The sequence below is a fragment of the Microbacterium sp. Root1433D1 genome, assembly GCF_001426835.1.
Taxonomy (GTDB): domain Bacteria; phylum Actinomycetota; class Actinomycetes; order Actinomycetales; family Microbacteriaceae; genus Microbacterium; species Microbacterium maritypicum.
Genome location: NZ_LMFN01000002.1, coordinates 1,020,885 through 1,034,008, shown reverse-complemented (window position 1 = coordinate 1,034,008; position 13,124 = coordinate 1,020,885). Strand labels below are relative to the sequence as shown.

General features: G+C 68.1%; 13 protein-coding genes. 7 read left to right on the top strand and 6 right to left on the bottom strand.

Annotation, left to right across the window (positions count from 1 at the left end; all coding sequences use genetic code 11):
* Window positions 1–39 precede the first annotated feature (39 nt).
* Together ASD13_RS10850 and hpf are read left to right on the top strand one after the other, a co-directional pair.
* Window positions 40–687 carry a ComF family protein gene (locus ASD13_RS10850; RefSeq protein WP_055869083.1) on the top strand — a complete coding sequence of 216 codons (648 nt, stop codon included), beginning with the start codon at window positions 40–42 and terminating at the stop codon, window positions 685–687.
* Between the two features lie 132 nt (window positions 688–819).
* Complete coding sequence (hpf, locus tag ASD13_RS10845; protein ID WP_055869082.1) at window positions 820–1,476, top strand: ribosome hibernation-promoting factor, HPF/YfiA family; 657 nt, start codon at window positions 820–822, stop codon at window positions 1,474–1,476.
* Window positions 1,477–1,550: 74 nt separating this feature from the next.
* Here hpf and ASD13_RS10840 read toward each other — a convergent pair whose 3' ends face one another.
* Both ASD13_RS10840 and ASD13_RS10835 read right to left on the bottom strand, forming a co-directional pair.
* Complete coding sequence (locus tag ASD13_RS10840; protein ID WP_055869081.1) at window positions 1,551–2,879, bottom strand: hypothetical protein; 1,329 nt, start codon at window positions 2,877–2,879, stop codon at window positions 1,551–1,553.
* A gap of 105 nt (window positions 2,880–2,984) precedes the next feature.
* A complete protein-coding gene (locus ASD13_RS10835) occupies window positions 2,985–3,605 on the bottom strand; it encodes a PadR family transcriptional regulator (RefSeq protein ID WP_055869080.1) in 621 nt (206 codons plus the stop codon).
* Between the two features lie 189 nt (window positions 3,606–3,794).
* On the opposite strand from ASD13_RS10835, the gene secA reads away from it, so the two are divergent.
* Complete coding sequence (gene secA, locus ASD13_RS10830) at window positions 3,795–6,596, top strand: preprotein translocase subunit SecA (RefSeq protein WP_055869191.1); 2,802 nt, start codon at window positions 3,795–3,797, stop codon at window positions 6,594–6,596.
* 67 nt (window positions 6,597–6,663) lie between these two features.
* Window positions 6,664–7,890, top strand: a complete 1,227-nt coding sequence (locus ASD13_RS10825; RefSeq protein ID WP_017831095.1) for a pyridoxal phosphate-dependent aminotransferase — start codon at window positions 6,664–6,666, stop codon at window positions 7,888–7,890.
* Here ASD13_RS10825 and ASD13_RS10820 read toward each other — a convergent pair.
* On the bottom strand, window positions 7,814–9,055 hold the full coding sequence (locus ASD13_RS10820; RefSeq protein WP_082531467.1) for an AAA family ATPase: 1,242 nt from the start codon (window positions 9,053–9,055) through the stop codon (window positions 7,814–7,816). The two genes, ASD13_RS10825 and ASD13_RS10820, sit on opposite strands and share 77 nt — an antisense overlap.
* Window positions 9,052–9,672, bottom strand: coding sequence for an SAF domain-containing protein (locus tag ASD13_RS10815; protein ID WP_055869079.1), 621 nt, complete (start codon window positions 9,670–9,672; stop codon window positions 9,052–9,054). The genes ASD13_RS10820 and ASD13_RS10815 overlap by 4 nt, the downstream gene beginning before the upstream one ends.
* Before the next feature lie 97 nt (window positions 9,673–9,769).
* On the opposite strand from ASD13_RS10815, the gene ASD13_RS10810 reads away from it, so the two are divergent.
* Window positions 9,770–10,048: a helix-turn-helix domain-containing protein gene (locus ASD13_RS10810; protein WP_017831092.1), complete on the top strand. Its 279-nt coding sequence runs from the start codon at window positions 9,770–9,772 to the stop codon at window positions 10,046–10,048.
* Here the strand turns inward: ASD13_RS10810 and ASD13_RS10805 are convergent.
* Window positions 10,036–10,647: a hypothetical protein gene (locus tag ASD13_RS10805; protein ID WP_055869078.1), complete on the bottom strand. Its 612-nt coding sequence runs from the start codon at window positions 10,645–10,647 to the stop codon at window positions 10,036–10,038. The two genes, ASD13_RS10810 and ASD13_RS10805, sit on opposite strands and share 13 nt — an antisense overlap.
* A 129-nt stretch (window positions 10,648–10,776) precedes the next feature.
* Between ASD13_RS10805 and ASD13_RS10800 the strand changes: the two genes are divergently transcribed.
* Window positions 10,777–11,163, top strand: coding sequence for an Rv3235 family protein (locus ASD13_RS10800; protein WP_055869077.1), 387 nt, complete (start codon window positions 10,777–10,779; stop codon window positions 11,161–11,163).
* A 24-nt stretch (window positions 11,164–11,187) separates the two neighbouring features.
* Window positions 11,188–12,672 (top strand): sensor histidine kinase, encoded by a 1,485-nt coding sequence (locus ASD13_RS10795; protein ID WP_055869076.1) that lies wholly within the window; start codon window positions 11,188–11,190, stop codon window positions 12,670–12,672.
* Between the two features lie 63 nt (window positions 12,673–12,735).
* Here the strand turns inward: ASD13_RS10795 and ASD13_RS10790 are convergent, their stop codons facing one another.
* Window positions 12,736–12,984, bottom strand: coding sequence for a WhiB family transcriptional regulator (locus ASD13_RS10790; RefSeq protein WP_017203224.1), 249 nt, complete (start codon window positions 12,982–12,984; stop codon window positions 12,736–12,738).
* Window positions 12,985–13,124: the final 140 nt, after the last annotated feature.

The window sequence follows — 13,124 nt, the reverse complement described above, 5'->3', positions numbered from 1 at the left end:
TGGCGGAACCGGGCGGATCCACGGCCGCATACTCCTCGCATGTGGACGAAGCCCCAGCTGCTCGGCGTCGGCGCGGAGATCGCCGCGTTCCTCCTCGCAGCGTCGTGTGCCGGCTGTGATGAGCCGGGAACACTCCTGTGCCCGCGATGCCGAGAGGCGCTCGCACCGACCCCGCAGATCGCGGTGACGCCTCGAGGGATGCAGGTCACGGCCGCCCTTCGGTTCGAGGGTGTCGCGGCCCGGTGCATCCGTCGCCTCAAGGGTGAGGGCGAGACGCTCCTCGCCCGTCCGCTCGGCGCGGCCCTGGCGACGGTGCTCGCGCCTTCGGTGGGCGCGGCGACGTGGGTCGTGCCGGTGCCGACGAGCGGAAGCGCGTTCCGTCGGCGCGGCTATCGCGTCCCCGACCTCCTGATCCGTCGAGCGCAGTCCGAGCCGCAGCGGCTGCTCTCCCTCGCGAGCCGTACGGTCGATCAACGTGATCTCGGTGTGCGGGCACGAGAGGCGAACGTACGCGGAGCCTTGCGTGCGCGTCGGAGGGGGGAGGGCGCCGAAGCGGTGATCGTCGACGACGTCGTCACCACCGGGGCGACGCTGGATGAAGCGTCGCGAGCCCTGAGATCAGCCGGATTCCGTGTGGTGGCGGCGGTCGCGCTCGCCGCCACGCCGCGTCGCAGCGGATTCGGATGAACCTCATCGGGGATGCACCGGCGACACAGGGGAACCAGACCGTGACATCCGCCGATCAGCGGACTACGGTGGGGGGACACAAGGCGACCACGGTCCGCCCTTGGCCGGGAGGACCGGGACAAGGAGGCAGCAATGGAAACAAGCATCGTTGGCGTCGGAGTGGGTATCACCGATCGCTTCCGAACCGTTGTCGAAGAGAAGATCGCCAAGATCCAGATGCTCGCGTCTCGCGCGCAGAGACTGGATGTGAAAGTCACCCATCGCGTGTATCGCAACGGTCGTGTCCCCGACGAGACCGTCGAGCTGACACTGATCGGGAAGGGACCGGTCGTTCGCGCAGAGGCGACGGACGGAGACAAGTTCGTCGCCCTCGATCTCGCTGTCGACAAGATGTCCGAGCAGCTGCGTCGCGCCAAGGAGAAGCGAGTCGACGGACGACAGCACCCCCGCGGCGCGCACTTCGAGAAGGGAAGCGGATCGCTCGAGGGCATCGACGTCCAGCCGGCGTCGGCCGACATCCTCCACGCGGTGGCGACCGGCAGCATGCCGGTGCAGCAGAGCGAAGAGGAAGAATACTCGCCCGTCGTCATCCGCACGAAGAGCTTCGATGCGGAGTGGATGACCGTTGAGGAAGCCGTCGACAGGATGGAACTGGTCGGACACGACTTCTTCCTCTTCGTGGATGTGCGCACCGACCACCCGAGCGTCGTCTACCGCCGCAAGGGCTGGGATTACGGTGTGATCGCGTTGAGCACTCAGGCTCCGCCGTCCGAGGCTCTCGCCTCCTGATCCGCAGTACACGACGGCCCGATCCCGGAAGGGATCGGGCCGTCGTGATGTCCGGATGCCGAGACGCGTCGGAATCAGTCGAAGATGCCGTCGAGCAGACTGCCGATCACGAGACCGCCGAGGATGCCGGACGCGAGGTCTCCGCCGCCACCGCCGCGTCGTCCGCCGCCACCGCCCCAGCCGCCGCCACCGCCCCAGCCCTGGTCCTGTGGGCGGGAGGAGTCGATGTCGCGCTGGGCGAGCTGGAGTGCCTCGGATGCGAGGTGAGCGACCCGGCGGGCTTGCACGAGTGCCGCCTCGCGGGTGTCCTCGGCGGGCAGCAGATCCGACAGATCCACGCGAAGCCTCTCGGCCTCGGCGAGGCGGGTGCGGGCGTCTGCGCCGATCCATCCGCGGTGTCCGGAGATGAGGCCGCGGGCCACGCCCAGCTGGCGGTCGGCGTCATCGATCGCGTGCTGCACCTGCGCGATGCTCGGCAGCGGGTTGTCCGCGCGATGACGCGCCTTGGCGATCGCCTCGTCGAGCGCCGAGTTGGCGTCGCGCAGCTGGGAGAGCTCGGCGAACGGGTCGTTCGGCTGTCCGGAGGGCGTGAGTGCTGCGAGGGCGCTCTGCAGCTCGGCGACGGCCTGGGCGACGGCGGGTACATTCGGCGCGGTGCGAGCGGCGATGAGATCCCCACGGGAGTCGGCCACGACCTCGGCGAGGGTGGACTCGGCGCGCAGCGCCTCGATCTCGAAGTCCTCCACCGCATCGAGCAACGCGGACGCGCGTCGGGTGGCTTCGGTCGCCGTCTCCAGGGCGACGTTCGCCTCCTCGTTCTGCTTCGCCGCGCGACGACGCTCCGAGACATCGGCGCTGTGCGTCGCGAAGCTGATGAGCTGCTCGGCCTCCGCCGCGCTGGCCGTGATCTGGTGCATGGCGGAATCGGAGTATCGGGCCGAGAGCCGAGCGACGGCCTCGTTGGTCTGCGGGATCCGAGCGCTGAGGGCGGCCGCCTCGGCCCGTACCTGCGCGATGATCTCGGGCGCGCGGCGAACCTTGGCTACCGACTCGGCGAGGACCGACGTCTTCTCGTCGAGCAGGTCCTGGGCCCAGTCGCAGAGCTGGAGGATGCGGGCGTTGCGCGTGCGGAGCTCCTCGACGGTGTCGGGGATCTCGTCGTGGTTCAACTGGTGGAGCTGGAACGCCTCGCGCAGGTGGGTGCGCACCGCGGCGAGAGCCTTGCGCAGGTCACCGGTGAGCGACTCGCCGAGTTCCGCCTCGGCGAAGGAGAGCTCGTCCGAGGTCGTGCGGATCCGCTCGTCGGCGCTGACCAGGGCCTGTTCGGCACGGCGAGCCAGATCGGCGTCCTGTGCGGCGAGTTCTTCCTGTTCGCGTTTGCGTTTGCCCCAAAATCCAGCCATGAACCGATCCTAGTTTCCCCGGGACCTGTGGTGGCTGAGCATCCGCTCGGGGCGAACGGGGATCTCACGCCCGTCGCGGCGTGCGGAAGAGGTCGGCGACGCCGGTCACAGGGCGGGCTCGGGCGCGGCGATCGGGGCTCCGGCCTTCGCCGGCCTCCCGCGCTTGGGGCGTTCGGCGGTGAGCTCGAGCGACAGCGCATGGCGGGGATGCCCGCTGAGGCGCTGCGCCGCGTGATCGAGCCAGCGGACTTCGGCCTCCGCGGCGAAGATCATGGAGTCGGCGACCAGCGACCACGCGAGTCCTTCGGGGTCGTCCCCGTCTCCTCGCGCCTGTCGCTCCTGCTGGAGCGCTTCCAGCTGGCGCATCGATGCCGATCGCTGCGCGTCGATCGTGGCTGCGGCGTCGACGCCGGGGAGGGTCGCTGCGACGGCCAGTTTGATCGCCAGTTCGTCGCGGGTCCCCTGGGAGCGCACGACGGGGGAGGAGAGCCAGTTCTCGACGTCCGTGTGCCCCGCATCCGTGATCTGCCAGTACACGTGACCGTGGTCGTCGGCATCGCCACGCGAGACCAGCCCGTCGCGTTCCAGACGCTCGAGGGTGTTGTAGATCTGTCCGACGTTCAGCGGCCAGATCGAGCCGGTGCGGCGATCGAACTCGTGTCGGAGCTGGTAGCCGTAGCAGGGCCCCTGCGCGAGGATGGCGAGCAGGCTCTGGCGTACTGACATCGTTCATCTCCGTTACCGTGCGTGGGAATGCGATACCGAGTATATGGTTATCGGTCGCACCCCCGGACCGACGCGCGGGACCACCATGCAGGCGACGTGCAGGTCACGGCCCGGTAACATGGCGAAGTATGCCTGGCGTCGGGTTCACCGATGGCCGGCGATTTACCCACTGACAGGGAGATGACATCCGTGGCCAATCCTCTTGAGAAGCTGCTGCGTGCGGGCGAGGGGCGGGTCATCCGCCGCCTGAATCAGGTCGTCAAGGCAGTGGGAGCGCTGGAAGAGGACATCTCCAAGCTCACCGACGACGAGCTGCGCAACGAGACCGTCGAGCTGCGCGCCCGCTTCGAGAAGGGTGAGACCCTCGATCAGCTGATGCCGGAGGCGTTCGCCGCGGTGCGAGAGGCCGCCAAGCGCACCCTCGGCATGCGTGCCTACGACGTGCAGATCATGGGTGGTGCCGCCCTTCACCTCGGCAACATCGCCGAGATGAAGACCGGTGAGGGAAAGACCCTCGTCGCGACGCTGCCCGCGTATCTGAACGCGATCGCCGGCAAGGGCGTGCACGTCATCACGGTCAACGACTTCCTGGCCAGCTACCAGGCAGAGCTCATGGGGCGTGTGTTCCGTGCTCTCGGCATGACCACGGGCATCATCGTCTCCGGTCAGACGCCTGCGGTGCGTCGCGAGCAGTACGCCGCCGACATCACCTACGGCACGAACAACGAGTTCGGCTTCGACTACCTGCGCGACAACATGGCGTGGCGCAAGGAGGACCTCGTCCAGCGCGAGCACTTCTTCGCGATCGTCGACGAGGTCGACTCGATCCTCATCGACGAGGCCCGCACCCCGCTCATCATCTCCGGCCCGTCGTCGGGCGAGGCCAACCGCTGGTTCGCCGAGTTCGCCAAGATCGCCCGCACCCTCGAGGTCGGCGTGGACTACGAGGTCGACGAGAAGAAGCGCACCGTCGGCGTGCTCGAGCCCGGTATCGAGAAGGTCGAGGACTACCTCGGCATCGACAACCTCTACGAGTCGGCGAACACCCCCCTGATCTCGTTCCTCAACAACTCGATCAAGGCACTCGCGTTGTTCAAGAAGGACACCGACTACGTCGTGATGAACGACGAGGTCATGATCGTCGACGAGCACACGGGTCGCATCCTGGTCGGTCGCCGCTACAACGAGGGCATCCACCAGGCGATCGAGGCGAAGGAGGGCGTGCCGGTCAAGGCAGAGAACCAGACCCTCGCCACCGTCACCCTGCAGAACTACTTCCGTCTCTACGACAAGCTCGCCGGCATGACCGGTACGGCCGAGACCGAGGCCGCCGAGTTCATGTCGACGTACAAGCTCGGCGTCATCCCGATCCCGACCAACCGGCCGATGATCCGCAAGGACCAGTCCGACCTCGTCTACAAGAACGAGACCGCGAAGTTCGCTCAGGTCGTCGAGGACATCGCCGAGCGGCACGCGGAGGGCCAGCCGGTTCTGGTCGGAACGGTCAGCGTCGAGAAGAGCGAGTACCTCTCGCGCCTGCTCGCGAAGAAGGGCATCAAGCACGAGGTCCTCAACGCGAAGAACCACGCGCGCGAGGCCGAGATCGTCGCGCGCGCCGGTCGCCTGGGCGCAGTCACCGTCGCCACGAACATGGCCGGACGAGGAACCGACATCATGCTCGGCGGAAACGCCGAGTTCCTCGCGGTCCAGGAGCTCAAGGGCAAGGGGCTCGACCCCGTGGAGACGCCCGAGGAGTACGAGATCGCGTGGGACGAGACCTACGAGGCGATGAAGAGCGTCGTCGCGGAGGAGGCCGAGAAGGTCATCGCGGCCGGCGGTCTCTACGTGCTCGGCACCGAGCGCCACGAGTCGCGCCGCATTGACAACCAGCTTCGCGGTCGTTCCGGCCGTCAGGGTGACCCCGGTGAGAGCCGCTTCTACCTGAGCCTCACCGACGATCTGATGCGTCTGTTCCAGTCGGGGGCGGCCGAGGCCATCCTCGCCCGCACCAACTTCCCGGACGATGTGCCGATCGAGTCGGGGCTCGTCTCCCGAGCGATCCGCAGCGCCCAGTCGCAGGTCGAGTCCCGCAACGCCGAGATGCGCAAGAACGTCCTGAAGTACGACGACGTCCTGAACCGCCAGCGTGAGGCCATCTACGCGGATCGTCGGCACATCCTCCAGGGCGATGACATCGCCGATCGTGTGCAGCACTTCATCGAGGACGCCATCAGCGGCGTCGTGCGAGACCACACCGGCGAGGGCCACAACGAGAGCTGGGACTTCGATGCCCTCTGGACCGAGCTCAAGACGCTCTACCCGGTGGGCGTGACGATCGACGAGGTCGTGGCCGAGGCCGCCGACCGCAAGGGCGGCATCGATGCGGACGGGCTCACCCGCGAGCTGCTCTCCGACGCGAAGATCGCGTACCAGACGCGTGAGGAGTCTCTCGGCGAGGCCGCCACGCGCGAGCTCGAGCGTCGTGTCGTGCTGCAGGTGCTCGATCGTCGCTGGCGCGACCACCTCTACGAGATGGACTACCTCAAGGACGGCATCGGCCTGCGTGCGATGGCTCAGCGCGACCCCCTCATCGAGTACCAGCGTGAGGGCTACGCCATGTTCCAGTCGATGATGGGCCAGATCAAGGAGGAGTCGGTCGGCTACCTCTACAACCTCGAGGTCGAGGTGCGTCGCGCCGGTGACTCGGAGACGGCCGAGGTCGAGGCCAAGGGGCTCGCCTCCGACGGCGGTGAGCAGCGCCTCGAGTACTCCGCGGCGAATGATGCGGGTGAGGTCGAGGTCCGCAACGATCGCGGTCAGGTCCAGCAGGCGGCGACGGATCGCGTCCGTCAGGCGGCGGCTCGTGCCCAGGCTCCGCAGGCCGAGGCCGAGGAAGCACCGCGTGGCGCCTTCGGGCAGCGCGCCGAGGCCGAGGCTCCCGCCGCCGGCAACCGCGAGCAGCGGCGCGCCCAGGGCAAGAAGAAGAAGTAGTCTCTCCGCACAGAGGAGGGCCAGTCCGCGTGGATTGGCCCTCCTCTCGTCGCTGTAGGCTTGGTCGATGACCCCAACGCGCAACTTCGACCAGTCGTCGAAGCTCAAGAACGTCCTGTACGAGATTCGCGGAAACGCCCTCGTCGAGGCGGCGCGCTTGGAGGCGGAGGGGCATCAGATCCTCAAGCTGAACACCGGCAACCCGGCGATCTTCGGCTTCGACGCCCCGCACCAGATCGTGCGCGACATGCTCGCCGCGCTGCCGACGGCCCACGGATACAGCGACAGCAAGGGCATCGTCTCGGCTCGACGTGCCGTGGTGAGCCGGTACGAGGAGATCGAGGGCTTCCCGCGGTTCGACCCCGACGACGTGTACCTCGGAAACGGTGTCTCCGAGCTCATCACGATGACGATGCAGGCGCTGCTCGACGAGGGCGACGAGGTCCTCATCCCGGCGCCGGACTACCCGCTCTGGACGGCGATGACCAGCCTCGCCGGCGGCACTCCCGTCCACTACCTCTGCGATGAGGATGACCAGTGGCAGCCCGACCTCGAGGACATCCGATCGAAGATCACGCCGCGCACCAAGGCGCTGGTCATCATCAACCCGAACAACCCCACGGGAGTGGTGTACTCCCGCCAGATCCTCGAGGGTTTGGTGCAGATCGCTCGAGAGCACCAGCTGCTGCTGCTCTCCGACGAGATCTACGACCGCATCCTGTTCGACGGCGCCGTGCACATCCCGACGGCGACTCTCGCCCCTGATCTGCTCTGCCTGACCTTCAACGGCCTGTCCAAGACGTATCGCGTGGCGGGATTCCGCTCGGGATGGATGGTCATCACAGGGCCGCAGGACCATGCCAAGGGGTTCATCGAGGGGATCACGCTGCTCGCGTCGACCCGTCTCTGCCCGAACGTCCCGGCCCAGCACGCCCTGCAGGCGGCGCTCTCCGGCGTGCAGTCGATCGAGGCGCTCATCGCTCCGACCGGGCGCCTGCACGAGCAGCGGGACATCGCCTGGGAAGGTCTCGAGTCGATCCCCGGCGTCTCGTGTGTGAAGCCTCAGGGGGCGTTGTACGCGTTCCCACGGCTCGACCCGAACGTGCATGAGATCAGGGACGATGCGCGGCTCGTCTACGACCTGCTGGTCTCGGAGCACATCCTCCTGGTCCAGGGCACCGGCTTCAACTGGGCCACCCCTGACCACCTTCGCCTGGTCACGCTCCCCGAGCCCCGAGTGCTGAGCGAAGCCGTCGAACGACTGGGGAACTTCCTCTCGAGCTATCGGCAGTAGCTGACGCGGCGTCCGCCGGGAAGAGCGTCGACGCCAGTCGTCTCACGGCTGCGAGGAACGGCGAACGGGGCGCGACATCGGTCATGGGTCGGGCGTGCAGCAGAGCGGCATCCGCTGCGCGCTGGTCGAACGGCAGGAAGACGACATCGGTGATGCCCGCGAACCTCTCGAGCGTGCGTCGCACCTGACCACGCGCATCGATGCCGAGCGGGCCCGGTCGCACCTGATTGACGACGACGACGACGGGCGTGGGGGCGGTGAGACGCCGCAGTTCGGCGTGCTCACGTACGAATCTGCTGATGCCGAGCGGGTCGGCCGATGCGACCGCGATGATCAGGTCTGCCTCGTTCAACGAGGCCGTGGTCGCCGCATGCCGCCGGGGCCCGGCAAGGTCGTACGTGACCTCCTCGTCGGCGTCGAAGGTAGCGGCCACATCGACGACCGTCTCCTCGGACCACTCGCGACAGGCGACGAGCGTGGCCCGCAGGCGGGTCGATGACAGCTCGGGCCAGCGGCTGGGACGATTGATACCGGGCAGCACCTCGATATCACCGCCGCCCGTGGCCACCGTCGTGGCGAGTCTTGTCAGCTCGGCGGAGTCGAGCGCACCGCGTTCCGCCCGCCGGCACGCTGCGGCGACACCGGGCGCGTCGTCGCTGAGACCGAGAAGCAGGGCGAGCGCGGGCGCGACCGTGTCGGTGTCGACCAGCGCGGTCCTGCGTCCGCGGCGGGCGAGTTCCACGGCCAGTTGGATGGCGAGGGTCGACCGCCCCGGAGCGCCGTGCGGTCCCCAGACCGCGATCACGCGATGCGGAAGGACGGACTGCGGGCGTGGCACGGTGTCTGTCTCGGATGCCAGCGCGGCAGCGATCTCCCATCCTGCCGCTTCCGGGCGGAGGGCCTCCGACAGCCCGAGACGCCCCAGCAGGCGGCTGTCTGCGCCGCCGAGCGCCAGGATGCGCACCCCGGCACGGTCGCATGCGGAGATCAGGTCGGCGCTCAGCACCGCTCTGGTGGCGGGGACGATGATCGCCTCCGCGCCCGGCGGCACCTCGATGACGGCGGTGGGGGAGAGGATCGCGAGGACATCGATGCCTTCGAGCGCCAGCTCCGCCGCCAGTTCACCCGCCCGTGGCTGAGGGATCGCCACCACGACGCCGGTCACGACCCGGCCCCGACCGGCACCACGGAAAGGGCGGCCCCACCCGTGATGGCGGCGAGCACGTCGGCCACATCGGCCCGATCGATCACGATCTCGAGCTGGGTTCCGGTGTCGGCGAGCACGCCTTCCGCATCGAGCACGTCGTGCACGATCACGTCGGCGACCAGGATGCGGGGGACATCGTAGGAGCGTCCTTCGTCGAGGGGCGGCGCCTGCCAGACCTCCACGACCGTGCCCGCCTCCACTCCTTCCGGGGTACCGGTGCTGCTCTGGATGACGATCGTGGTGGAGCGGCTGCGGTCGGCATCGGTCACAGCCGAGGACGGAACGAGTTCTCCGCTCTCGAGAGTGCGGGACGCGATGCTGCCGGTGGGGACGTCGTCCGGGCCGAGGTAGTCGTCGGCCAGCGACCCCAGACCGACGCCGACGACCTGGAAGTCGTCGGACGTCAGCACCTCACCCTGCGTGATGGTCCGGGTGGCCTGGAGCGTCGGAACGGCATCGTCGAACGCCGACACGATGAGCCAGACACCGGCGATCGAGAGAGCCACCAGCGCGATGCCCACGAGGAAGCGGACGTCGCCCCAGAACGCGCGCCGAGGAACAGAGAAGGAAGCCATGGCGATATCGTCACAGAAACGGCGTCGGGGCTCCGGGAGTTATCCACAAGGGACGAGCGGACCCGAATCCGGCGAACCTGTGGGCGAGAATGAGGGGATGCCTGCATTCCCCGTTCGCGCACCGCGTTACCTCGCCCCCTCGCAGGTGGCGGAGCTGCTGAGCATCGGGGTCGACGAGGTCGTCGCCCTGGTGCAGGAGGGAAGACTGCGGGGAGCGCAGCTGGGATCACCGCCTCGTTGGCGAGTGGAGGAGTCCAGCCTCGACGGGTACCTGGCCGAAGAATCGGAGAACTCTCGGCGGATGGCGCTGTGGCGCCAGTCCCAGACCGCGAGCTTCCCCGAGGTCTGGGGCACCTCTTCGGCTCACGGCACCTGATCGACCGGAGTACGCACGGCCACGAGTGATGCGAACGGGATGATGCGGAACCCGTGCACCGCTCGGGCGAGGCGCGCTTCGCCCGGATCATGCACGGCGAGATCGAGGTGATCGGACGCCGCTCGATCGATCGTGCCGTGGACGTCGTCGCCCACATGGGTGCTGATGTGCACGGGCACACGACGGCGTGCGAGGTCACGCAGCACGAATCCGAGGGTCATCCGCTCTCGGAGCGGGGAGTCTGCGGTGGGTGTTTCGTCGAGGCTCGCCAGGATCATGCCGTGATCCGTCGTGATGCCGGTGACGGCCGCGAGGGGGAGGAAGAAGCCGGCGGGTGCGCTGCGTTCCTCGCCGGTGCCGCGCGCGGAGACGGCGACCCAGTCCGCTCCGAGCGTCTGCAACGAGACCGGAATCCGACGCCCGTTCACGAGACCGATCGTGACGTCCGCTCCTGCGCTGCACAGCGTCCGCAGCCGCGCGCGCAGGTCCAACCGTGCGATGCGCAGCCGTTCGGACTCGGCGTCCAGCACCGCTCGTTCCGCCTCCCACTCCGCGGTCAGCTGGCCTTCGAGGTCTTCGAACAGTCGGTCCCAGTGCATCCGACAGAGCGTAGGCGACCCCGCTCGGGCGCGTACGAGTTATCCACATTCTTCGCCTCACCCCACTCCGGCGCTGGCGGCACGGTGCTGTACTGCTCACTCGCAGACCTCCCCGACCGAGAGTTCGACATGACGCCGCACGAGTACTTCGCACCCCAGCCGACATCGACCAGCGAGCTTCCCGACCCCGTGCCGCTTCTGCGCAGCCTCACGCACGGCGTCCTCGAGGTGCTGGCCGGTGTCAGGGAGGTCGATCAGCTCGCCAGGTGGTTCAGCGAGGACGCATTCCGAAGTCTGGTCACGCGCGCGAACCTCTCCTCCAGGGCACGCAGCGCGCGCGGGGTCGCTCCCGCCCGACCCACGTTCGAGATCAGGGCGCTGAGGGTCACGGACCCGCTCGACGGCGTGATCGAAGCCGTCGTCGTGGTGGCCGGTCCTGGGCGCACCCGCGCCGTCGCCGTGCGCCTGGAAGGGATCGATCGTCGCTGGCGGGCGACGTCGCTGGCCATTCTCTGAGGCATCTGACCGTAGGCTGGTCAGGTGTCAACCCTCAGTGATCTCGCCCATGCCCAGGGGCGCCTGAACGACAGCGATGTCGAATGGCTCCACCGTCTCGCCGGGGACGGACAGCTCCTCGCGGACCTCGCCTCCGCCGACATCGTGATCTGGATCCAGACCGACGACGGTTCGTTCATCGCGGTCGCGCACGCGCGACCCAGCGGCGCGGCGACGCTCTTCTATCGCGACATCGTCGGAGAGCGGGTGCGGCCCCAGTGGCGCACCCAGGTCCAGGGAGCCTTCGAATCGGCCGAGATCGTCGACTCCTCCTCGCCCGACTGGTTCGAGGAGACGCCGACGCGCGTGCGGGCCGTGCCGATCCTGAGCGTCGGTCGCGGTGCCGACGCCCACTCGACCGTGATCGGAGTGGTGACCCGGCACACGAACCTCGGCGAGGTGCGCACGCCGTCTCGCCAGCAGATCACCTTCGACGAGTGCGCGAACGACCTGTTCCGCATGATCGCCGACGGGAGCTTCCCCGACCTCACAGCTCCGACGTCACCGCGTCGGGGAGCGCCTCGTGCCTCCGATGGTCTCATTCGCATCGATGTCGACGGGATCACCACCTTCGCCAGCCCGAACGCGCTCTCCGCCTTCAACCGGATGGGATTCGACGACGAGCTCGAGGGGGAGTCTCTCGCCGAGGTGACCACTCGTCTCGTCCCGCCGTCCCGGCAGGTCGACGAGTCGCTGCCCGTGGTGGTCACCGGGCGCGCTCCCTGGCGCACCGACATCGAGGCCCGCGGTGTGACGGTGTCCTTGCGTGCCATCCCGCTGAAGGACCACGGCACCCGCATCGGGGCGATCGTGCTGTGCCGTGACGTCTCAGAACTGCGCCACCAGGAGCAGGAGCTCATCACCAAGGACGCGACGATCCGCGAGATCCACCACCGGGTGAAGAACAACCTGCAGACGGTCGCCTCGCTTCTGCGCATCCAGGCGCGACGCACCCACTCAGACGAGGCGCGCGACGCCCTCACACAGGCCATGCGCCGCGTGGATGCGATCGCCGTGGTGCACGACACGCTCGCCCAGGGGCTGACGCAGAAGGTCGACTTCGACGAGGTCTTCCACCGCGTGCTCAAGCTCGTGGCCGAGGTCGCCTCGGCTCCGAACACGCGCGCGCGGACGCAGTCCACCGGACGGTTCGGAGTTCTTCCGAGCGAGTACGCGACACCTCTCGCGCTCGCTCTGACGGAGGTCGTGACGAATGCGGTCGAGCACGGTCTCGCAGGTCAAGAGGGCTTCGTCACGATCGACGCCAAGCGCACCGAGGACAATCTGCGCGTGACGGTGCGGGACACCGGTCTCGGTCTGCCGGAAGGGCGCATCGGCCAGGGGCTCGGCACTCAGATCATCCGCACGCTCATCCAGGGTGAGCTCGGTGGAACGATCGAGTGGCACGGGAGCGATGGCGAGGGCACCGAAGTGGTCATCGACATCCCCCTGCGCTGGCTCGAGAGGTGAGAGCTGCCGCATCCGAACAGACGAAAGCGGCCTGAGAGTCGATCTCAGGCCGCTTTCGGATGTTCAGGAGGCGCGGCGTGCGCGAGCGGCGCGACGCTTGAGAGCGCGGCGCTCGTCTTCGGAGAGCCCGCCCCAGACGCCCGAGTCCTGGCTGGTCTCCAGGGCGTACTGCAGGCAGATCTCGGTGACGGTGCAGGTGGCGCACACCGTCTTCGCCTTCTCGATCTGATCGACGGCAGGGCCAGTGTTCCCCACGGGGAAGAAAAGCTCGGGGTCGACAGTCAGGCAGGCGGCCTTATCGCGCCAGTCCATGGGGGCTCCTCGGTGTGGATTTCAAGAGATGTCGCGATGCGACCTCTCGGATTCGGGTAGAAGTTCGGGTTCCGCTACCCTGTTGAGATGCGGACGGAATGCCCGCGAATTGTGATGCGAGCGTGAATGCTCGCCCCACG

What these genes read in the sequence shown, in the direction of transcription:
- ASD13_RS10850 (WP_055869083.1), top strand. Translation starts at nt 40, where the DNA reads ATGTGGACGAAGCCCCAGCTGCTCGGCGTCGGCGCGGAGATCGCCGCG.
- hpf (WP_055869082.1), top strand. Translation starts at nt 820, where the DNA reads ATGGAAACAAGCATCGTTGGCGTCGGAGTGGGTATCACCGATCGCTTC.
- ASD13_RS10840 (WP_055869081.1), bottom strand. Translation starts at nt 2,879, where the DNA reads ATGGCTGGATTTTGGGGCAAACGCAAACGCGAACAGGAAGAACTCGCC.
- ASD13_RS10835 (WP_055869080.1), bottom strand. Translation starts at nt 3,605, where the DNA reads ATGTCAGTACGCCAGAGCCTGCTCGCCATCCTCGCGCAGGGGCCCTGC.
- ASD13_RS10825 (WP_017831095.1), top strand. Translation starts at nt 6,664, where the DNA reads ATGACCCCAACGCGCAACTTCGACCAGTCGTCGAAGCTCAAGAACGTC.
- ASD13_RS10815 (WP_055869079.1), bottom strand. Translation starts at nt 9,672, where the DNA reads ATGGCTTCCTTCTCTGTTCCTCGGCGCGCGTTCTGGGGCGACGTCCGC.
- ASD13_RS10810 (WP_017831092.1), top strand. Translation starts at nt 9,770, where the DNA reads ATGCCTGCATTCCCCGTTCGCGCACCGCGTTACCTCGCCCCCTCGCAG.
- ASD13_RS10805 (WP_055869078.1), bottom strand. Translation starts at nt 10,647, where the DNA reads ATGCACTGGGACCGACTGTTCGAAGACCTCGAAGGCCAGCTGACCGCG.
- ASD13_RS10800 (WP_055869077.1), top strand. Translation starts at nt 10,777, where the DNA reads ATGACGCCGCACGAGTACTTCGCACCCCAGCCGACATCGACCAGCGAG.
- ASD13_RS10790 (WP_017203224.1), bottom strand. Translation starts at nt 12,984, where the DNA reads ATGGACTGGCGCGATAAGGCCGCCTGCCTGACTGTCGACCCCGAGCTT.